Annotated in this window: 17 protein-coding genes; 8 read left to right on the forward strand and 9 right to left on the reverse strand. The window is 72.5% G+C overall.

Annotated features, from left to right (window positions below; translation table 11 throughout):
• Positions 1-9 precede the first annotated feature (9 nt).
• Both IE278_RS33675 and IE278_RS33680 read right to left on the reverse strand, forming a co-directional pair.
• On the reverse strand, positions 10-3,219 hold the full coding sequence (locus IE278_RS33675; protein ID WP_189777925.1) for an amidohydrolase family protein: 3,210 nt from the start codon (positions 3,217-3,219) through the stop codon (positions 10-12).
• A 78-nt stretch (positions 3,220-3,297) separates the two neighbouring features.
• Entirely contained in the window at positions 3,298-4,566 is a 1,269-nt protein-coding gene (locus IE278_RS33680) for an FAD-dependent monooxygenase (protein WP_189778057.1), read from the reverse strand.
• A 179-nt stretch (positions 4,567-4,745) separates the two neighbouring features.
• Here IE278_RS33680 and IE278_RS33685 point away from each other — a divergent pair, with 179 nt between their 5' ends.
• Both IE278_RS33685 and IE278_RS33690 read left to right on the forward strand, forming a co-directional pair.
• Positions 4,746-5,069: a YkvA family protein gene (locus IE278_RS33685; protein WP_189777927.1), complete on the forward strand. Its 324-nt coding sequence runs from the start codon at positions 4,746-4,748 to the stop codon at positions 5,067-5,069.
• Positions 5,070-5,082: 13 nt separating this feature from the next.
• Positions 5,083-5,829, forward strand: coding sequence for an MBL fold metallo-hydrolase (locus IE278_RS33690; RefSeq protein ID WP_189777929.1), 747 nt, complete (start codon positions 5,083-5,085; stop codon positions 5,827-5,829).
• 86 nt (positions 5,830-5,915) lie between these two features.
• On the opposite strand, the gene IE278_RS33695 is transcribed toward IE278_RS33690, so the two are convergent.
• On the reverse strand, positions 5,916-6,329 hold the full coding sequence (locus IE278_RS33695; RefSeq protein WP_189777931.1) for a MerR family transcriptional regulator: 414 nt from the start codon (positions 6,327-6,329) through the stop codon (positions 5,916-5,918).
• A 64-nt stretch (positions 6,330-6,393) separates the two neighbouring features.
• On the opposite strand from IE278_RS33695, the gene IE278_RS33700 reads away from it, so the two are divergent.
• Positions 6,394-7,587 (forward strand): MFS transporter, encoded by a 1,194-nt coding sequence (locus IE278_RS33700; RefSeq protein ID WP_189777933.1) that lies wholly within the window; start codon positions 6,394-6,396, stop codon positions 7,585-7,587.
• Between the two features lie 169 nt (positions 7,588-7,756).
• Here the strand turns inward: IE278_RS33700 and IE278_RS33705 are convergent, their stop codons facing one another.
• Together IE278_RS33705 and IE278_RS33710 are read right to left on the reverse strand one after the other, a co-directional pair.
• Positions 7,757-8,740, reverse strand: a complete 984-nt coding sequence (locus IE278_RS33705; RefSeq protein ID WP_189777935.1) for an aldo/keto reductase — start codon at positions 8,738-8,740, stop codon at positions 7,757-7,759.
• 61 nt (positions 8,741-8,801) lie between these two features.
• Positions 8,802-9,740 (reverse strand): SDR family oxidoreductase, encoded by a 939-nt coding sequence (locus tag IE278_RS33710; RefSeq protein ID WP_246571050.1) that lies wholly within the window; start codon positions 9,738-9,740, stop codon positions 8,802-8,804.
• 148 nt (positions 9,741-9,888) lie between these two features.
• Between IE278_RS33710 and IE278_RS33715 the strand changes: the two genes are divergently transcribed.
• From IE278_RS33715 to IE278_RS33735, 5 genes are all read left to right on the forward strand, one after another.
• Positions 9,889-10,569 carry a TetR/AcrR family transcriptional regulator gene (locus IE278_RS33715; RefSeq protein WP_189777938.1) on the forward strand — a complete coding sequence of 227 codons (681 nt, stop codon included), beginning with the start codon at positions 9,889-9,891 and terminating at the stop codon, positions 10,567-10,569.
• 145 nt (positions 10,570-10,714) lie between these two features.
• Positions 10,715-11,986: a serine hydrolase domain-containing protein gene (locus tag IE278_RS33720; protein WP_189777940.1), complete on the forward strand. Its 1,272-nt coding sequence runs from the start codon at positions 10,715-10,717 to the stop codon at positions 11,984-11,986.
• Between the two features lie 147 nt (positions 11,987-12,133).
• A complete protein-coding gene (locus IE278_RS33725) occupies positions 12,134-13,534 on the forward strand; it encodes a CAP domain-containing protein (RefSeq protein WP_189777950.1) in 1,401 nt (466 codons plus the stop codon).
• A 166-nt stretch (positions 13,535-13,700) separates the two neighbouring features.
• Positions 13,701-14,705 carry a cation diffusion facilitator family transporter gene (locus IE278_RS33730; RefSeq protein ID WP_189777951.1) on the forward strand — a complete coding sequence of 335 codons (1,005 nt, stop codon included), beginning with the start codon at positions 13,701-13,703 and terminating at the stop codon, positions 14,703-14,705.
• A gap of 87 nt (positions 14,706-14,792) precedes the next feature.
• The gene (locus IE278_RS33735; protein WP_189777953.1) at positions 14,793-15,218 is read left to right on the forward strand and encodes a helix-turn-helix domain-containing protein; all 426 of its coding nucleotides are present in this window, start codon (positions 14,793-14,795) and stop codon (positions 15,216-15,218) included.
• 42 nt (positions 15,219-15,260) lie between these two features.
• Here IE278_RS33735 and IE278_RS33740 read toward each other — a convergent pair whose 3' ends face one another.
• The 4 genes from IE278_RS33740 to IE278_RS33755 form a co-directional block, all read right to left on the reverse strand.
• Entirely contained in the window at positions 15,261-15,869 is a 609-nt protein-coding gene (locus tag IE278_RS33740) for a ClpP family protease (RefSeq protein WP_189777955.1), read from the reverse strand.
• Positions 15,870-15,891: 22 nt separating this feature from the next.
• Complete coding sequence (locus tag IE278_RS33745; protein ID WP_189777957.1) at positions 15,892-16,539, reverse strand: ATP-dependent Clp protease proteolytic subunit; 648 nt, start codon at positions 16,537-16,539, stop codon at positions 15,892-15,894.
• Between the two features lie 125 nt (positions 16,540-16,664).
• The gene (locus tag IE278_RS33750; protein ID WP_189777959.1) at positions 16,665-17,408 is read right to left on the reverse strand and encodes a GntR family transcriptional regulator; all 744 of its coding nucleotides are present in this window, start codon (positions 17,406-17,408) and stop codon (positions 16,665-16,667) included.
• Between the two features lie 30 nt (positions 17,409-17,438).
• On the reverse strand, positions 17,439-19,622 hold the full coding sequence (locus IE278_RS33755; RefSeq protein ID WP_189777961.1) for an alpha-N-acetylglucosaminidase: 2,184 nt from the start codon (positions 19,620-19,622) through the stop codon (positions 17,439-17,441).
• Positions 19,623-19,778: the final 156 nt, after the last annotated feature.

A 19,778-nucleotide genomic window follows, 5' to 3' on the forward strand; every position in this document is an offset into this window, starting at 1 on the left:
AGCCGTGACTCAGAAACCCGCGTCGCAGCATCCCTCCAGCCGCATCAGCCGACCGGCCTCCAGCCAGTCCACCTCGCCCGCCGCACGACGGGCGGCGGGCGAGGACACGGACACCGGCTCGTACGCGGCCACGAGGTCGTCGGTCGTGTACGGGACCCCGCCCCGGAGCACGCCGACCGTACGCACCAGTGCGTCGAAGTCGGTGAAGGGGTCGCCGTCCACCACGGTCAGGTCGGCGAGCCGGCCGGGCCTGACCGTGCCGAGGTCGTCTTCGAGGCCGAAGAGCCGGGCGGGCAGCACGGTCACCGTACGCAGGGCCTCGGCCGGGGACAGGCCGCCCCGGTGCAGGGCGCGCAGCCCGAGATGGAGGGAGAGGCCGACCGGGACGAGCGGCTGGTCGGTGCCGAGGGCGACGAGTCCGCCCGCGGCCAGGATCCGCCGGTAGATGTCGGTCTCCGTGCGCAGGGTGGCGAGTTGGGCCGCGGTCGGCGGCACGGTCGCCCCCTGGCGGACAAGGGCGCTGTCCCAGGGCGGCATCACCGCGGTCACCCTGGGATCGTCCGCGAGCCCCGGATCCGCACCTAGCAGGGGCGCGGAGGTGAAGGGGGTGGCGATCAGACCGAAGTCGACGCCCCGCGCGGTGTAGATCTCCAGCAGATCCTGGTAGGCACGCCCCGTCGACGTGGTCGCGTGCCCGACCTCGTAGCGCTGGGTGGCCTGCAGATGGGTCGTCAGGTCCTGGCCCAGTTGCACGCCGGGCGAGAGCAGATGACTGCCCGAGCGCACGCCGAGCCGTTCGTGCGCGAAGCGTGCCGCTTCCTCCATCACCCAACTCGGCGCCCGCACATAGGTCTTGACGAAGTCCCAGTCCAGCGCGGCGCCCCGCTCCAGCGAGCGCCGCAGCCCGTCCCTCGTCCGATGGGCGCGTCCCATGCTGTAGGCGACCCGGGACCCGTCGAGGAGTTCGCCGGTGGTCAGCAACCGTGGACCGGCGAGCTGACCGGCCGTCACCGCCTCGCGGATGCGGGCCTGTTCATGGGCGAATCCGCCGAGGGACACGGCGGTGGTGATGCCGTAGGTGAGCTGGCCGACCGTCTGACGGCCTCCGTAGGTGACCTGCCACGGGTGGGTGTGCGTGTCCCACAGTCCGGGGACGACCGTCTTGTCCGAGGCGTCGACGCCGGTCGTCGCGGCGCGTCTGCGGTGCGGTTCGACGGCGGTGACGCGTCCGCCGCGTACGACGATGTCGACGTCCTCGCGTACGGAGTCGCCGGTGCCGTCCCAGAGCCGCCCCGCGTGCACCACGGTGTCGGCGGGTTCGGGTCGGCGCAGGTCCAGCGGCACCCGGACGGTACGGGCCGGTCCGCCGTCGACGCCGATCAGCCGCAGCCTGGCTCCGGAGAGGTACAACAGGGTCCGTGAGTCGCCTGACCAGGAGGGGTGGTCGGCCGGTTCGGTGGTGAGGGTGCGCGGGGCGCCGCGGGGGGTCCCGTCGGGCGTGACGGGCAGCAGGCACAGCGCGGATTCGACGACGACCGCCATCCAGCGGCCGTCCGGCGACCAGACGGGGCCCGAGTCGTACCGGTCGGCGATCGACACATGAGGGGCCACCGCGTGCAGCCGGTCCCGCCCGGTCGTGGTGTCGACGACGCGGACGAGGTTGTAGCCCTCCCGGAAACGGAGGTTGAGGCGGTTGCGGTCGCAGAACGCCAGGTACCGGCCGTCGGGTGACCAACTGGGCCGCCCGGGCAGCCCTCCCGCGCCGAGCGGGTTCGCCAACACCCGCTCGGTGTCGTCCGCGAGATCACGGACGACGAGCCGTCCGGTCAGGTCCAGGCAGGCGAGGCGTGTCCCGTCGGGCGAGAGCGCGGGATGGACCCGCCCGCCGGTCGCGAGCGCGCTCTCCTCGCCGGTGGCCGGATCCAGCCGGTACACACCGAGCAGGCCGTCACGGTCGTCCGCGTACAGCAGCGCGTGTCCGTCGCGCGACCACGAGGGCCCGAGCAGATACTCCGTGGCCGCCGCCCGGCGCAGCCGCTTCGGTGCTTTGCCTCCCGAACTGTCGGCCAGCCAGAGCGAGTTGAGGGCGGCGAAGGCGATGTGCCGGCCGTCGGGCGACAGCGCGGGCAGATGGATCCCCCGTACCGGACGGGCTCGCCCCTCCCCCAGGTCGTACTCCTTGACCTCGTAGCGCGGCCGGTCCACGGGCAGCACACCCTCGAAGGGGATGGTGTCCCTCTCCGCGGGCTTCTCCGGTCGTACGAGGGTGAAGTCGCCGTCGACGGTGAGCAGCAGCTCGCCCGCGGGTGTCCAGCGGGGCGGTACCGGTGCGACGTCCCCGGCGAGCGCGACGGGTTCGCCGTCGACGACGAGCGTGCAGGAACCGTTGGGGGCGGCGGTGGTCCGCAGATAGGCCAGCCGGCGGCCGTCCGGTGCGAGTGCGGGGGTCATGAGCTGGGCGGTCGTGGTGTCGGTGTGCTCCACGACGACCGGGCCCTCGCCCGAGGCGGGGACGGCGGCGACGGTCCGGGCGTCGAGCCCCGCGCCGTTCGCGGTGGTGACGCCCTTCGCGCGCACGAACAGGATGCGCTCCCCGTCCGGCGACCAGGTGGGGTCGAAGTCCTCCCAGGCCCCGTCCTGCACCGGGCCGGTCTGCCCGGGCAGACCCGTCACCCGGCGGATGCCGCCGGTGCGCAGGTCCAGTACGTGGATGCGGTACGGGCTGCCGGCCACCGGGTCGCCGCCGCGCTCGGAGGCGAAGGCGATACGGGTGCCGTCGGGCGACCAGGCCGGGCCGCGGTCGTCGAAGGGCCCGTCGGTGCGCCTGCGGACGTCGGATCCGTCGGGCCGCATCGTCCAGAGGTGGAAGCCGCCGCCCCGGTAGGCGCAGAAGGCGATGAGGCCGCCGTCCGGCGCGTACACGGGCCGGTTCGGTTCGAGGCCCGCCGGGGTGAGCGGGACGGCTTCGCCGCCGGTGCGCGGGATCGACCACAGCACGTTCTGGATCTCGGCGATCAGCCGGTCCCCGCCGGGCGCGAGGGTCGCCGAGCCGTTCGTGGCTCCGGAGAAGGACAGGGAGAGCCCGGTACGCGGCCGTGCGGCGGCGGGTGCGAGGCCGATGGCGGTGACGGCACCGGCGGCGCCCGCGGCCGCGAGGAGCCGGCGGCGGGAGAGGGAGAGGGAGAGGGAGAGGGCGGCGTCGCCCGGGTCTCGGTCCATGACTCAGCACGCTCGCGCATCACCCGGCCCGTGGGCAACACCGCCATTCCCGCCACCGGGCCGCGTGTTGACGAGGCGTCAGCCTTTGCCGGTACTACTGCCGTGCAGGGTCCGGGCCAGCTTCGGGCCCAGCCAGCGCTTGAGCCTGCGCAGGGATTCGAGCCGCCCGGCCGCCCGGTCGAGCCGGTAGTAGAGCTGCGGCGGCACGTACGGCAGCAGCGGTGAGTGCCGCTGGCCGAGGAGCGCGAACATCTGCGCCGGCGGCAGGTCGATGTAACGCGGCAGGCTCTCGTACCACTGGGCGCTGTGGCGGGCCGCGCTCTGCACGGACAGCAGCTCGGCCTTGCGCACCTTCTCGTACGCGGCGAGGGCCGGGGCGAGCGCGGTCCGCCCGGACCCGGACTCGGTGCCGGACCAGGACTCGGACCCGGACCCGGTGCCGGTTCGCGTGCCGAGCGCGGCGGCCAGGGCGATGGCGTCCTCCAGGGCGAGGGTGGTGCCCGCGCCGATGGAGTAGTGCGTGGTGTGGGCCGCGTCGCCGAGCAGGACGACGTTCCCGTGGGACCAGGTGCGGTTGGTGAGGGTGCGGAAGTTCAGCCACTGCGCGCTGCCGCCCGCGGTCGCCCGTCCGATGAGGCGGTGGCCGTCCAGCAGCTTGACGAAGAGCCCTTCGAGGCGGGCGAGCCCCTCGGCCTCGTCGGCCCGGTCGAGGCCGAGACCCGTCCACGTCTCGGGCGAGCACTCGACGACACAGGTGCTGCGGTCGTCGCCGAAACCGTAGGCGTAGCACCAGATCCAGCCGTGCGGTGTCTCCACGAAGGCGAAGGTGAACGCGTCGAAGACCTTCGTGGTGCCCAGCCAGATGTACCGGTTGCGGCCGAGCGCGACCTCGGTGCCGAAGTGGGCGGCGTGGCGCCCGCGCACCCCGCTGTGTACGCCGTCGCAGGCGACGACCAGGTCGGCGTCGGGCAGGGCGGCCGTGTCGGCGACCTCGTCCTCGAACTCGACGCGTACGCCCAGGGAGCGGGCCCGCTCGGCGAGGAGGTCGAGCAGTCGTCCGCGTCCGATGCCGAACCCCTCGTCGCCGTGGTGCGTGGTCGTACGGTCGCCGATGTGTGCGACACCGTCGCTCCAGCGGACCGAGTTCTCCCGCACGGCCCGCGCCGACTCGGGGTCTCCCGCCTCCAGTTTGTCGAGCAGGCTCCCCCAGTACGTCACCCCCCATCCGTAGGTCGATCCGGCCGGGTTCCTTTCATGGACGGTGATCTCGTGGTCCGGGTCCTGCCGTTTCATCAGGATCGAGAAGTACAAGCCGGCGGGCCCGCCGCCGACGCAGGCGATCTTCACGCGCACATCCCCCATTCATCAGTCGAGAGTCACTGAAAGTCGTCGATCGACAGCAAAGAGTAGGGGTGCGGCGGGCGGCCCTCCGACGCACCGCGCCGCGTGTCGGACCGGCCCTGCTGTGATGACAGGGTGAACCTGGGCATCCGGACAGCAGCACCGGACGCGTCAGGGAAGGGCTCATGGACACCAACTTGTGGATTCTGGTCATCGTCGCCGCGGTCGTACTGGCGGCGGCACTCGCGGCGGCGGTCGTGCTGACCGTCCGCCTCGTCCGCACCCGGCGGAACCTGCGCCGCGCCGGGCTGCCGACCGGCCCCCGCTGGGTCTTCTGGGGAGCGATCGCCTATGTCGTGCTGCCGACCGACCTGATGCCCGACCCGGCCTATTTCGACGACATCGCCGTACTGCTGCTGGCGCTGAGGTCGATGCGCGCTTCGTCCGCCCCGCTGCGCCGGGGCACCCGCGAGTCTGCTTGGCTGGCTCCGTCAGACAAGGACCTCTAGGTTCGGGACGATCATGCAGGCAGACATCCGTCAGGTCGCCGACGGCATCCATCTCGTGCACGGCAGCAACACCAACTGGGTGATCCTCACCGAGGGGGACGCCGTCACCCTCGTGGACACCGGCTATCCCGGTGACCGCGAGAAGGTGCTCGCGTCCCTCTCCGCCGTGGGCAGTTCACCCGAGGCCGTCACGGCCGTTCTCGTGACGCACGCCCACAACGACCATCTCGGGTCGGCGGAATACCTGAGCAGCACCTACGGCACACCCGTCTACACCCACGAGGCCGAAGTCCCGCACGCACGCCGGGACTTCCTCCACCAGGTGACCGTCGGACAGGTCCTGAAGAACGCCTGGCGGCCCGGTGTGGTGCCGTGGGCCGTGCACGCGCTGCGATCCGGCGGCACCGCTCACGTACCGGTCGCCCGGCCGCGGGCCTTCCCCGCCGAAGGCGCGCTCGACCTGCCCGGCCGTCCCGTTCCCGTGCACACCCCGGGGCACACGGCCGGACACTGCGCCTTCCATCTGCCGGAGGCGGGCGTGGTGATATCGGGCGACGGGCTGGTCAACGGCCACCCCACCTCGCGCGTGGCGGGGCCGCAGCTGCTGCCTGTCATGTTCCATCACGACCGGGGCGGGGCGCTGGCCTCGCTCGACGCGTTCGAGGCACTGTCGGGCGATGTCCTGCTGCCCGGGCACGGGCCCGTGCACCGCGGACCGGTACGGGAGGCGGCGCGGCGGGCGCGGGAACGGGCGTCCTGACGGGGCCCGTCCTGACGCGGCCCATCTGCCGCCGCCCACCGTGACGGCCGAGCCCCGAAGTGCCGTTCGTAGAAGTCCTGTTGGGCTCAGTCCTGTTGGGCCGGGTCCTGTTCGGCGCTGCTCGGCTCCGCAACCGTGACGCCATCGCCGCGTACCGTCGCGAGGTACGCGGCGATGGCATCACGGTTACGGGCGAGACAGTCGATGCGCCGTGTCATACGGTCGAGTTCGCATTCGAGGGTGGCCAGCATCTCCGGGGTCGGGTCGGGGAAATGGATGGTGCTGGGCTTGTCGAGGCAGGGCAGGATCTGCTTGATGATGCGGGTCGGCAGTCCGGCGTCGAGCAGGCCCCGGATCTGCTGGACCCGGTCCACGAGGCGTTCGTCGTAGGAGCGGTAGCCGTTCGCACAGCGTTCGGGGATGATCAGCCCCTGCTCCTCGTAGTAGCGCAGCAGCCGAGGGGGCGTGCCCGTGCGCTCCGACAGCTCTCCGATCCGCATGCGACCGACCTCGCACTTCGCCACTTGACCTTCACACCGATGTGAGGGTTCGAGCATACGCGGCATGACTACTAGGACTCCCCTGGCCGCTCTACTGGCCCTGGCCACCGCTGTGTTCGTCACCAGTCTCACCGAGACCCTGCCCGCGGGTGTGCTGCCCGCGATGAGCGCCGACCTCGGGGTCGGCGAGTCCGCGATGGGGCAGTCGGTGACCGTCTACGCGGCCGGGACCGCGCTCACCGCGATCCCGCTGTCCGCGGCCACCGCGGGGTGGCGGCGCAAGCGGCTGCTGGTGACGGCGATGGCGGGCTTCGCCGCCGCCAACACGGTGACCGCGATGTCGGCCCACTATCCGCTCACCATGGTGGCGCGGTTCGTCGCCGGGGTGGCCGCGGGGCTGGCCTGGGCGCTGCTCGCGGGGTACGCGCGGCGGCTGGTCCCGGTGGCTCAGCAGGGGCGGGCCGTCGCCGTGGTGATGACCGGGATTCCCGTCGCGCTGTCGTTGGGGGTGCCCGCGGGGACCTTTCTCGGTGAGGTGCTCGGCTGGCGGGTGACGTTCTCGCTCATGACCGTGCTCGCCGTCGTCCTGATCGGGTGGATCGCCGTGGCGGTGCCGGATCTGCCGGGCCGGCGGGGGCAGGGGCGGGAGCCGATGCTGGGGGCGTTGCGGGTGCCCGGTGTCGCACCGGTGCTGTTCGTGACGCTGGTCTTCGTGCTGGCCCACACGATCCTGTACACGTACATCGCCACGTTCCTGGACCGGCTGGGCATGGGCGGGTCGACGGATGTGGTGCTGCTGGTGTTCGGTGCGGCGTCCTTGGTGAGCATCTGGTTCGTGGGGGCGCGGATCGACCGGTGGCTGCGGGCTCTGACACTGGCGAGCGCTCTGCTGGTCGCGGTGGCGGCGGGCCTGCTGGCGGTACCGGTCGGCAGCTCGGCGCTCGTCTACGCGGCGGCGGCGCTGTGGGGGCTCGGCTGGGGCGGCGCGCCCACGCTGTTGCAGACGGCGGTGGCGGACGCGGGCGGGGAGTCCGCGGATGCGGCCCAGGCGATGCTGGTCACGTTGTGGAACGCGGCGATGGCGGGGGGCGGGGTGGTGGGGGGCGTCCTCCTGGACCACTTCGGCGCGGGGGCGTTCCCTTGGAGCGCGGGGGTGTTGCTGGTGCCGGCGCTCGTGGTGGTGGGCCTGGCCCGCGCCCACGCTTTCCCCACCCGAAAGGGCTACGCACACGACCCCGCCGGGACCCGCGCCCCTTAGGGGCGCGGGGAACTGCGCGGCCAGCACCCACCGCCCGCAGCCAAGTACGAGCCCACCGTTCCCCACCCCTGAGGGGCGCGGGGAACGGCGCAATCAGCCCCCACCGGCCCGCAGCCGTGTACGAGGCCGGCGGCCCCCGCCCAGGGCGGCGCGGGGTGTGGTGGTGGGACTACCAGCGCGGTTCGACCTGGGGGGCGATGCGGCGGTCGTACAGCGCCGAGATCTCCGCCAACGTAGCCGCCGGCAGCGGCGCGAGCCGCCCCGCCGCCGCGTTCGCCCGCGCTTGCTCCGGCGTGCGCGCGCCGGGAATGACCGAGGTCACGCCCGGCTGCTGGACGATCCACGCCAGCGCGAGCTGCGCCGGGGTGACCCCCTCCGGGGCGAGCGCGGAGAACTCCGCCGCCGCCTCCACACCGGTGGCGTAGTCGACGCCCGAGAACGTCTCCCCCTGGTCGAACGCCTCACCGTGACGGTTGAACGTCCGGTGGTCGTTCGCCGCGAAGACCGTGTCCTTCGTGTACTTGCCGGACAGCAGCCCGGAGGCCAGCGGCACCCGGGCGATGATCCCGACCCCGGCCTCCCGCGCCGCCGGGAGCACCCGCTGCAGCGGCTTCATCCGGAACGGGTTGAGGATGATCTGGACGCTGGCCACGCCCGGCCGGGCGATCGCCGTCAGCGCCTCGTCGCAGGTCTCCACGCTCACGCCGTACGCCGCGATGCGCTCCTCCTCGACCAGCGTGTCGAGCGCGTCGAACACCTCGTCCGACGAGTACACCGGGGTCGGCGGGCAGTGCAGCTGCACCAGGTCGATCCGGTCGACGCCGAGGTTGCGCCGCGAACGGTCGTTCCACGCACGGAAGTTGTCGAGGACGTAGTTCTCCGGCACCTGGTCGACCCGGCGGCCCATCTTCGTGGCGACCAGCACATGGAGATCGGGGCGGCCGCTGAGGAACGCGGCGATGGTCTCCTCGCTGCGCCCGTCGCCGTACACGTCCGCCGTGTCGAAGAACGTCACCCCCGACTCCGCGGCGGCCTCCAGGACCGCCAGGGCGTCCTTGTCGTCCACGTCGCCCCAGTCGGCACCGAGTTGCCAGGTGCCGAGTCCGACGACCGATGCGTGCTGTCCTGACCTGCTGAATTCGCGCTCGTCCATGGGGTCAGTCTGGCACCCGGCCGGCGCTGTGCCGGACGCCGCCCCCGGGCGAGGGGGCCGTTCAGGCGACGGCGGCGGGCAGGGCCACGCCGGTCAGCCGCTCGGACACGGTCCACAGCCTGCGCTTCACGTCGGCGTCGAGGGCGCGCCGGGTGACGCGGGTGGTGGCGGCCGGGCCGACCAGGCCGAACCTGCCGCCGGGGCCGTAGTAGCCGCCGGCCGTCACCTCGGGGCTGGTGGCCGCGTACAGGAGCGGTTCGGTGCCCTCCTCGACCTGCTGCCGGGGCAGGAGGAAGCCGAGCTGGTTGATGAACGTGCGCGCGGGCTTGTCGCGGCCGAGGGCGGCCCCCGCGGTCTGGAGGTTGGTCATGGTGTAGCCGGGATGGGCGGCCGTGCTGAGGAGGTTCCAGCCCCGCTCGGCGGAGAGGTCGGCCAGGTGCACGGCCAACACCAGATCGGCGAGTTTGGACTGGGCGTACGACAGGTTGGGGCTGTAGCGGCGGCGCTCCCACTGGAGGTCGTCGAAGTGGATGCGGCCGAAGTTGGCCATACCACTGCTCATGGTCGTCACGCGGGGCGCCGGTGCGGCGAGCAGGGCCGGCAGCAGGCGCAGGGTGAGGGCGAACGGGCCGAGGTAGTTGCTGCCCAGCTGGAGTTCGAAGCCGTCCGCGGTGGTCAGCCGGGTGGGCGGGGCCATCACTCCGGCGTTGTTCACCAGCAGGTCGAGCGGGGCGCCGTCGGCGAGGATCCCGTCGGCGAACGCCTCGACGGACGCCAGGTCGGCGAGGTCGACGCGCCGCACCTCCAGCTGTGCGCGCGGATGCCGGGCGAGGATCTCGGTGCGGGCCTGTTCCCCCTTGGCGACGGTGCGGACGGCGAGCACCACGCGCGCTCCGGCTTCCGCGAGGCGTCGTGCGGCCTCCTTGCCCGTGCCGCTGTTGGCACCGGTGACGACGACGGACTTGCCCGTCAGATCAGGGACGACGTACGAGGTGGGCACGGTGACTCCTTCGGTGGGCACGGCACTCCCAGACACAGGAGACCGGTGGTCTGTTGTCATTCGACGCTAGCAGACCGCCAGTCTTATAACAACAGACCGGGGGTCTGCTGCAACGTGTCCACAGGTCACCGCTCTGTACACTGCGGCCATGGCAGACACCTTCCAACGCGCCCGCAGCGAGGAGCAGCGCGCCGTTCGCCGCAGGGCGATCCTCGACACCACGGCCGCGATGCTCGGCGAGATGCCGGTGGCACAGGTGAGCCTGAACGAACTGAGCCGCCGGGTGGGGCTCGCGAAGTCGAACGTGCTGCGCTACTTCGAGTCCCGCGAGGCCGTCCTGCTGGAGCTGCTCGCCACCGCCTCGCAGGAGCTGCTCGATCACCTCGACACCGCGCTCGCCGAGGCCGTCGACGCCGACGCCCCCGTCGTCGAGCGCGGGGACCGGGTCGCCGCGGCCCTGGCGGACGCCCTCGCCGCGCGCCCGGTGCTGTGCGACCTGGTCAGCGCCCAGGCCGCGGTCCTGGAGCGGAACGTGTCGACGCAGGTCGCCGCCGAGCACAAACGCGCCTCCGTCGGCCACGCGTTCGCCCTGGCGCACCGGGTCCGCCTGTACGTGCCGGAACTGGACGAGCGGGACGCCGTACGGTTCGTCGCCGGGGGGCTCATGGTGGTCACGGCGGCCTGGCCGCACGCGCATCCGTCGCCCGCCGTGCTCGCGGTCTACGAGTCCGAGCCCGAACTGGCGGTCCTGCGCATCGACTTCACCACGGCCCTGCGCGAGTCGCTCGAAGTCCTGATGTCCGGCCTGCTGGCCCGAGCGGCACACTGAACCGGCACACCGACCGGCGGAAATTCACTCCCGCCGATGCAACCCGCGGGTGAGTCCTGCGCGTAGAGATGATGACGGCACCGTGATCCGCGGTGCCGCTCGCACGTGTTCCGCACTGCGGACGACTACGGGGAGAACCACACAGATGGTCTCAAGAATGATGGGCAGGGGTACGGCGAGGAGCACGGCGGCGCTGGGGGCGGTCCTGCTGTCCGTGCTGGCGCTTCCGGCGCACGACGCGATCGCGGCACCCGCCGGCGCCGACGACCGTGCCGTGAGCGGCAGTTCGACGGCGACCCAGGACCTGGCGGCGCCCGACGTGGAAGGGCTGCGCGAGGTGCTGCGGACGGCGCTGACGCAGGGAGCGCCCGGCGCCATGGCGCGGATCGACGACAACGGCACGGTCCACAAGGTCGCCGAGGGCGTCGCGGACCGGGGCACCGGACGGGCGATCGACAACGCCGACCGCTTCCGCGTCGGCAGCGTCACCAAGAGCTTCACGGCCGTGGTCCTGCTGCAGCTGGTCGACGAGGGCGTGCTCGCGCTGGACACCTCGGTCAACACCTATCTCCCGGGCCTGCTGCCCGACGACCGGATCACGGTGCGCCATGTGCTGAGCCACCGCAGCGGTCTGTACGACTACACCAACGACATGTTCGCGAACACGGTCCCGGGCTTCGAGGCCGTACGCAACAAGGTCTTCAGCTACCAGGAGTTGGTGGACCTGTCCCTGAAGCAGCCCCTCGGCAACGCGCCGGGCGCCGCCTACTCGTACTCCAACACCAACTTCGTCGTCGGGGGCATGCTCATCGAGAAGCTCACCGGGAAGTCCGTGCGCTCGGCGTACAAGAGCCGCATCATCAAGCCGCTCGGGTTGAAGGATACCTCCTACGTGCACCCGACCACGGCGATCGCCGGCCGGCACACCAAGGGCTACCTGCCGCCCGACGTGGCCGACGGGACGCTCGTCGACTCGACCGAGCAGACCGTCTCGTGGGCGCAGAGCGCGGGCGCGGTCATCTCCAGCACCCGGGACCTGGACACCTTCTTCTCGGCCCTGCTGCGCGGCAGGCTGACCTCGGCCGCACAGCTTGAGCAGATGCAGCAGTGGACGCCCGTCAACAGCACGCAGGGGTACGGACTCGGTCTGCGCCGGCGCGATCTGTCGTGCGGGGTCTCGGTGTACGGCCACACGGGCACCGTGCAGGGCTACTACACGTACTCCTTCACGTCGAAGGACGGCTCGCGCAGTGTCACGGCGCTCGCCAACACCTCGAACAACGGGACCGTGCTCAACACCATGGCCCGCACCCTGGAGTCCGCCTTCTGCGGCAAGCCGGCCAAGGCCGCGGCGGCCCGCGGCCAGGCGCCCGTGGAGCGGTACGAGGACATCGCTCCCGAGGTCGCCCTCGACTGACCGGCGCCGGGACCCCTGGTACCGGCCGTCCGGTACCAGGGGTCCCGCGACAGCAGGTGTCAGGAACCCGCGCACACCCGTGGGGCGTTGTCCTTTCGACGCCCCACGGGGCGCGCACAGTGATCCGGCACCCGGACAGGCGGCACGATGAACGAGTTGGTACCCGGCGGCAATCTGCCCCTGCCCGGCGGCGCCCTGACCCTCGAGGTACCCGGCCCGTTCGACGTGTCGGCGCTCGTCACCGACGACAGCGGCACGGTGCGCGGGGACGGCGACTTCGTGTTCTACAACCAGCCGGCCGCCCCCGGCGCGCGCCTGAGCGGGCAGACCCTCACGGTCGATCCGAACGCGCTGCGGGCCGGGGCGAGCCGCGTCACCGTCGTCGTCAGTCCCGCCGAGCCCGGCACCCCGCTGGGACGGCTGCCCGCCCCGACCCTGCGGGTCACCGGACCCGGCGGTCGCCTCCTCGCCCGGTTCACACCGTCGCGTCCGCAGCGGGAGACCGTACTGCTGCTCGCGGAGATCTACCGCCGCGGGACCACCTGGAAGCTGCGCGCCCTGGGCCAGGGGTACGCCGACGGACTGGCCGGGATCGCCCGGGACTTCGGCGTGGAGGTGGCCGAGGACACCGACACGGGCCCCGCCCATGGGTCGGCCCTCAGCAGCCTCAGCCTGGGGGCCGACGCACGTTCCGGAGGCACCCACGGCCTCCCCTCCGCGTACCGCCCCCATGGCACCGGCGGGTCTGCCGACGGCCCTGGGGGCGGACCCCTCGCGGACGGCTTCCTCGCGCTCGTCAACTCCGCCCGCGCCGCCGTCGGCTCCCCCGCCGTCGTCCTCGACAGGCGGCTGACCGCCGCCGCGCGGGCCCACGCCGCGGACATGGCGGCGCGCGGTCGCCTCGGTTCGGAAGGGGCGGACGGGCTCTCCGTGCACCAGCGCGTGACCGCCGCCGGCTACGCGTACCTGACGGTCGGCGAGCACCTCGTCTCCGGGCCCCGGGACGCGGCGGAGTTCGTGGAGTACTGCCTCTCGGGCGAGCGGACCCGGCGGACGGTCCGGGACCCCGCTTTCACCGGGACCGGTGTGGCCTGCGTGCCCGACAGCCGGTCCGGCACGCTCTACTGGACGGCGTTGTGGGCAAGCCCCCTGACCCCCGGGGCACTGGCGCGGACCGCCGCCGGGGTCCTCGCGCTCACCAACGCCGAGCGGCGTGCGGCCGGTCTGCTCCCGCTGGCCGAGGACCCCCCGCTCACCCGGGCGGCGCAGGCGCACAGCGCGGACATGGTGGCGCGCGCGTTCTACTCCCACACCTCCCCCGACGGCAGCGAGCCCTGGCACCGGGCAGCCGCCGCGGGCAGCGCCCGCCGCACCATCGGCGAGAACATCGCCTGCGGCCAGCGCTCCGCCGCCGAGGTCGTACAGGGCTGGATGGACAGTCCAGGACATCGCGCCAACATCCTCAAGCCCGCCTTCACCCACCTGGGCGTCGGTTTCGCGGGCGGCGGCCCGGCGGGCACGTACTGGACGCAGCTCTTCGGCGCCTGACGCCGATCCCCCGCCACAGCCCCGCCGCCGCTGTACATCGTCGCAGGTCAGAGGCATGTTAACGATGATGACAACGGTCACCGGTGCAGCCTTTGCCGATCTCCGCGAGGTGCGCTTCACTGCGGGTGTCGGACACCCGTCGGACATCGCAACGAGGGGGACTCTCATGAGCGCGGACCACGGCCACGAGCACGGGCCGGGCGGGCACGCGGGGCACTCGCACGGTGTCACCGCGGACGCGGACCGCCGCTGGCTCGCGATCGCGCTGACGCTGATCGCGACGTTCATGGCGATCGAGGTCGTCATCGGCGTCATCGCCCAGTCGCTCGCCCTGATCTCCGACGCCGCGCACATGCTCACCGACGCCGTCTCCATCGTGCTGGCCCTCATCGCGATGCGGCTCGCCGAGCGTCCGGCGCGCGGCGGCTTCACGTACGGCCTGAAGCGGGCCGAGATCCTCTCCGCCCAGGCGAACGGGCTGACGCTGCTGCTGCTCGGTGCCTGGCTGGCGTACGAGGCGGTGCGGCGGCTGTTCGATCCGCCCGCGGTGGAGGGCGGGCTGATGTTCTACACGGCGCTCGCGGGCATCGCGGTGAACGTGGCGGCGGCCTGGTGCATCTCGAAGGCCAACCGCACCTCGCTCAATGTGGAGGGCGCCTACCAGCACATACTCAACGACCTGTTCGCGTTCATCGGTACCGCGATCGCCGGCCTCGTGGTCCTGCTGACCGGCTTCGCCCGCGCCGACGCCATCGCCACCCTGGTCGTGGTGGCCCTCATGTTCAAGGCGGGCTACGCGCTCGTACGGGAGTCGGGGCGGATCTTCCTGGAGGCGGCGCCCGCGCATCTCGACCCGGATGCCATCGGGGACCGGCTGGCCGCGCACTCCTCGGTCGCCGAGGTGCACGACCTGCACGTGTGGACCATCACGTCGGGGACGCCCGCCCTGTCCGCGCACGTCCTGGTCGAACCCGTCGCGGACTGCCACACCGTGCGCCGGGACCTGGAGAAGATCCTGCAGTGCGACTACGGCGTCAGCCACACCACCCTCCAGGTCGACCACGCCCCGGAGGACGTCCTGGACGTGCGCACCGGCGGCGGCCCCGCCGACGACTCGCACTGCGAGGCGGCGCACGGTCCGGTGCACCGGGACGAACCGCACCTGCACTGAGCCCGGCTCCGGGGCGGGAGCCGTGATTCGCCGAGGGCAGAACGTCACGGGCTCCCCGAACCGGGCCGCGTTTCCTAGGGTGGTGGCGTGAGCAGCCACGCGTCGAACCGAGCCCGCGTCATTCCCCTGCGACCCGTCCCGGCCGAGCCGGCGGCGCCTTCGGAGCCGGCCGCACCGGTGGATCCGGAGCCCAGGGAGCCGTTGTGGCGGGACGTCGTGGGTGAGGTCCTGCGGCGGGAGCGGCTCGCGCAGGAGCGGACGCTCAAGGAGGTCGCCGAGGCGGCCCGGATCTCGATGCCGTACCTCTCCGAGCTGGAGCGCGGCCGCAAGGAGGCCTCCTCCGAGGTCCTCGCGGCCGCCGCGCACGCGCTCGGGCTCGGTCTCGCCGATCTGCTCGCCCTGTCACACCGCCGCCTCGTGCACCGGGCGCAGCCCCGGCCCCTCAGGTCCCGCACCGCGCCGCGGCGCACGGAGGCGAGCAGCAGGTACGGCGAGGTCCGGCTCGCCGCCTGAGACGGACTCCCGGGCCCGTCAGCCTCTTCAGGCGCAGGCGCGTCAGGCGGCGGCAGCGGCCAGGCGCCGGCTCAGCACCTCGTCGGCGAGTCCGTACGCCACCGCCTCCTGTGCCGTGAAGACCTTGTCGCGGTCCATGTCGGCGCGCAGGGTCTCGACGGAGTGGTGGGTGTGGTGGGACAGGACCTCTTCGACCTGGGAGCGGATCCGGATCATCTCCTTGGCCTGGAGGCCCAGGTCGGAGACGGTTCCCCGCGCACCGCCGCTCGCGGGCTGGCCGAGCAGCACCCGCGCGTGTTCCAGGATGAAGCGCCGGCCCGGGTCTCCGCCCGCCAGGAGCACCGCCGCGGTCGAGGCGGCCTGTCCGACGCAGAACGTCGAGATGGGCGCGCTGACGAAGCTCATCGTGTCGTAGATCGCCATGAGCGAGGTGAACGAGCCTCCCGGTGAGTTGAGGTAGACCGCGATCTCCTGCTCGGGGGCCGCCGACTCCAGGTGGAGCAGCTGCGCGATGACGACGTTGGCCACGCCGTCGTCGATCTCGGTGCCGAGGAAGATGATCCGCTCGGCGAGCAGCTTGCTGTAGATGTCGTACGCGCGCTCGCCCTGCGGGGTGCGCTCGACGACGTTCGGGATCGTGTAGGAGCTCATGCTCGGCGTGTACCGGTCCATGTCAGAGTCCCATCCGTCGCTTCGAGGAGGCCGGGCGGACGTCGTCGAGCGATTCGACGACCCGGTCGACCATGCCGTACTCCCTGGCCTGTTCGGCGGTGAACCAGCGGTCGCGGTCGCCGTCGCGGGAGATCGTCTCCGCGCTCTGGCCGGTGTGTTCGGCGGTGATGCGCTCGATGGTCTCCTTGGTGAACTGGAGGTTCTCGGCCTGGATGGCGATGTCGGCGGTGGTGCCGCCGATGCCCGCCGAGGGCTGGTGCATCATGATCCGCGCGTTCGGGAGCGAGTAGCGCTTGCCGGGGGTGCCCACGGTGAGCAGGAACTGCCCCATGCTCGCGGCGAATCCCATGGCCAGGGTCGACACGTCGTTCGGGATGAGCCGCATGGTGTCGTAGATCGCGAGGCCCGCGTGGACGGAGCCGCCCGGGCTGTTGACGTAGAGGCCGATGTCGGTGCGGGGGTCCTCGGCGGAGAGCAGGAGCAGCTGTGCGCAGACGCGGTTCGCGGAGACCTCGTCGACCTGGGTGCCGAGGAAGATGATGCGCTGGTTGAGGAGCTGTGCGGCGAGGTGGTCGTCGAACCGTGACGGAGGGGTGTCCCCCTCCTCGGCCCGGGGGCCCGGGTGGAATCCGGTGCTGCTGAGTGCCATCGCTCCTCCTGGTGGTGGCGCGGCCCGGTGTGCCGCGGTGTCCCCACCCTCGGTCCGCCGGTGGCGGCACGGAAGGAATCTCGGCCCTCAGCAGATTCGCCGACGGCAGAGCGGGCGCGGGGCCGTCACTTGGTGACCACCAGCGAGAACTCGTACAGGTCGCCGCGGCACAGCGATTCGCCGTACTCGACGACGTGGCCCGTCTCGTCGAACGCCGTGCGGCGGACCAGCAGGGCGGCGGAGCCCTCCTTGACGCCGAGCAGCCCGGCCTGGCGGCCGGTCACGTTGACCGCGCGGATCTGCTGGGTGGCCCGTACGACCCGCACGCCCTGGGTGATCTGCAGGGCTTCCGAGAGGGAGCCCCTGAGCAGCGACTCGTCCAGGTCGGGGAAGCGCTCGGCGGAGAGGTAGACGGTCTCCAGGCAGATGGGGAAGCCGTCGCCGAGGCGCAGCCGTTCGATGCGGTGGAGGGTGGTGCCGGGGTCGACGCCCAGGGCGGTGGAGTGGTGCAGGTCGGCCTCGACGAGTTCCGCGGCGAGGAGTTCGGCGCTGGGCCGGTAGCCGCGTGAGCGCAGGTCCTCGGAGAACGAGGTGAGCGTCGACGTCTTGGTGACGTGGGGATGGGAGACGAACGTTCCCACGCCGCGCACGCTGCGGATGAGGCCGTCCTCGCGGAGGGCCTGGAGTGCGCGCCGGGCGGTGGCCCGGCTGACGTCGTACCGCTCGGCGAGCCGGCGTTCGGTGGGCAGCGCCTCGTCGGGCCGCATCCGGGCGATGTCGGCCTGGAGACGCCGCCGCAGCGCCTCATGCTTGAAGGAGTCCGTCGTCTGGCCGTCGTTCGTGAGCCTGTCCTCGACCGTCACATTCACCCCGCGGTTCGCACCTGTCCGCTGTCTGCGCTATCTCCGCCGCCCCCGAAGGACGCGGTAGCGGGGCATCAGAGTACGCACCACGTCCAGGGTCGTTCCGGCGGTGTCCGCTTCCGGTGCCGCCGTGCCGTTCCGGCCGGCCACCCACCGCTCCTCCTGGGCGAGCAGCGACGCCTCGAACTCCTCGGCCCGGTAGGGGGTTCCGGTCGCGAGCGCTCCGGCGATGTGCTCGTACCAGGAGCGCCAGCGGGGCAGGTGGAACGTGCCGACCAGGCCGGCCCAGTGGCGGCCCGAGTAGTCGTGCAGCTTGCTGTGGGTGTGGCCCCAGAGGGTGAGCAGGCGGCGCGCGTCCCTCTCGTACAGGTCGGCCTCCGCCGGGGTGGTGGCCCAGCCGCGCGCGTCGGCCAGCCAGGCGTCCAGTCGTTGTTCGGCCCGGGTGGCCAGCAGCGTGTCCAGGTCCTCGATGGTGGCGAGCAGTTCGCGGGCGGCCCGGTGGAAGCCGTCGGCGTCCCGGGCCAGGGCCGCGTCCGCCGCCCGCCACTGCCGTTCGCACGCCACATGGGTGAGCACCTGCGCGGTGACGTCGCACAGGTCACGGCCGAGCGGTCCCGCGCTGTCCTCCTGGGTCGTCTCGTCGGCGAGCAGCGCCCAGGCCTCGGCCAGGGCCGGTGGTACGTCGGGCGACGGGGGGTCGGCGAGGTGGACGGGGAGCTCGTGCCGCAGATCGCCGTCCAGGGTGGGCCTGCCGATGACCACCGAGCCGGGCGGTCCCGGCCCCTCCGAAGCGTAGACGCTGTCGTGCAGCAGGTCCCAGGCCCGCAGCAGCCCCGGCGTCGCCCGGCCGTACCGGGCCCGCGTCCAGGTCTCCAGCCAGGCCCGTACGTCGTGGACGGCGCCCTGCCAGGCGACGTCGGCCAGTAGCTCGTACAGGACCGGATCGGCGCCGAAGGCCTCCATGCTCGCGCCGATCCCGGCCAGCGAGCCGCCGCGTGCGTCGGCGTGCGCGCGGGCGGGTCCTGTGGCGATCTCGTCCAGTTTTCCGTAGAGCCCGGGCCGTCCGCCGAGGCTGTGGAGCATGCACCACACCCAGGGCTTCTTGCGGTAGCCGTCGGTGCGCTGCCAGACGGGCCGGTGCTCGGCCCACAGGTCGAGGATCAGCATGCCGTCGTCGGGGATGGCGTCGAGGAAGGCCGCGGTCCGTTCCGGTGTCCAGTAGCGGGCGCGGTAGGAGAAGGGCCAGGCCTGGAGCACCCAGGTGGCCCGCTCGTCGACCGCCGTCATCACGCCGTGCACCGCCCGCGCGACCTGGGCGAGGCCGGCGGGGTCGGTCACCGGCGGGGTCGTCTCGATGAACGGGTCGGCGGCGTAGAGGTGGTCGGTGCCGAACAGCCGGGTCTGCTCGGTGAGCAGGGTGGTGCCGAACTCCTCGAAGAGCGGGTCGCGCGGGTCCAGCATGCCGACCTCGAAGTCCCACCAGGGAAGGGTCGTCGACCGGGCGCCCCGGTCCGCGATCAGCTCCTGCGGCACGTGCCCGGAGAAGCCCTGGAGGACCGGGCGCATGCCCAGGGCGCGTTCCCGGTCGAGGATGCGCCGGCCGAGGACGGCGTGCTGGTCGATCCAGCTCTGTGGCAGCGGACCGGACCAGCCGTCGAGCGAGGCGAGCCAGTTCCACGGCAGGTAGGCCGGGCCGCCGAGGAAGCTCCGGGCGGTCCCGTCGTCGAGGCCGGCGCTCAGCAGGGCCCGCTGCCAGGCCGCTTCCAGGCCGGTCATCGCCAGCGGGGTGGTCACGCCGTGCAGCGCCATCCAGTCGATGTGGCGTTCCCAGCGCGCCCAGTCCCAGTACGCGGTGGTGTACCCGAAGGTGCACACGTTGAAGTGGTAGCGGTGCGGGTGGGGCGAGGTCGTGCGGGGTGTCGTGCCGGTGCGCGGCAGCCGGTCGGGCAGCCGGGGGACGGGCGCGTCCCAGGTGATCTGCGTCCCGCAGGCGCTCCGCAGGTACCGGCGCAGCGCCGAGGCGACCGCGACCCCGCTGGACCCGCGCAGGGCAACTCCGCCGGGCCCGGCGTCGATCTCGTACCAGTCGGGGCCACTCCCCCCGGGGACCACCTCGGCGGTGAACTCCGCGGCACGGTCGCCCAGCAGACGCCGCAGCAGCTGCCGGGCGGCCGGGGTTCCTGTGTCCGCTGCTCCGGGGTGTCCTTCGGGAGGTGTCATCGTCCGGACCGCTCCTGACCAGATCGGCGACTGGCTCGGCGCCACGACCGACGACGGAGCCGGTCGTGGTACGTACCACAGAACTCTCGAAGCTAGCCGTGCCACTCGGGGCGGTCAAGGAAGTCGACCGGAAAGGAGGCGGGTCGGCCGCAGGGC

The sequence above is a fragment of the Streptomyces tauricus genome (assembly GCF_014650955.1).
Classification (GTDB): Bacteria; Actinomycetota; Actinomycetes; order Streptomycetales; family Streptomycetaceae; genus Streptomyces; species Streptomyces tauricus.

Bases quoted from the DNA above. Each gene is read 5' to 3' on its own strand.
- IE278_RS33705 (WP_189777935.1), bottom strand. From the start codon at position 8,740: ATGGACGAGCGCGAATTCAGCAGGTCAGGACAGCACGCATCGGTCGTC.
- IE278_RS33720 (WP_189777940.1), top strand. From the start codon at position 10,715: ATGGTCTCAAGAATGATGGGCAGGGGTACGGCGAGGAGCACGGCGGCG.
- IE278_RS33685 (WP_189777927.1), top strand. From the start codon at position 4,746: ATGGACACCAACTTGTGGATTCTGGTCATCGTCGCCGCGGTCGTACTG.
- IE278_RS33730 (WP_189777951.1), top strand. From the start codon at position 13,701: ATGAGCGCGGACCACGGCCACGAGCACGGGCCGGGCGGGCACGCGGGG.
- IE278_RS33695 (WP_189777931.1), bottom strand. From the start codon at position 6,329: ATGCGGATCGGAGAGCTGTCGGAGCGCACGGGCACGCCCCCTCGGCTG.
- IE278_RS33755 (WP_189777961.1), bottom strand. From the start codon at position 19,622: ATGACACCTCCCGAAGGACACCCCGGAGCAGCGGACACAGGAACCCCG.
- IE278_RS33690 (WP_189777929.1), top strand. From the start codon at position 5,083: ATGCAGGCAGACATCCGTCAGGTCGCCGACGGCATCCATCTCGTGCAC.
- IE278_RS33740 (WP_189777955.1), bottom strand. From the start codon at position 15,869: ATGAGCTCCTACACGATCCCGAACGTCGTCGAGCGCACCCCGCAGGGC.
- IE278_RS33700 (WP_189777933.1), top strand. From the start codon at position 6,394: ATGACTACTAGGACTCCCCTGGCCGCTCTACTGGCCCTGGCCACCGCT.
- IE278_RS33715 (WP_189777938.1), top strand. From the start codon at position 9,889: ATGGCAGACACCTTCCAACGCGCCCGCAGCGAGGAGCAGCGCGCCGTT.
- IE278_RS33745 (WP_189777957.1), bottom strand. From the start codon at position 16,539: ATGGCACTCAGCAGCACCGGATTCCACCCGGGCCCCCGGGCCGAGGAG.
- IE278_RS33675 (WP_189777925.1), bottom strand. From the start codon at position 3,219: ATGGACCGAGACCCGGGCGACGCCGCCCTCTCCCTCTCCCTCTCCCTC.
- IE278_RS33725 (WP_189777950.1), top strand. From the start codon at position 12,134: ATGAACGAGTTGGTACCCGGCGGCAATCTGCCCCTGCCCGGCGGCGCC.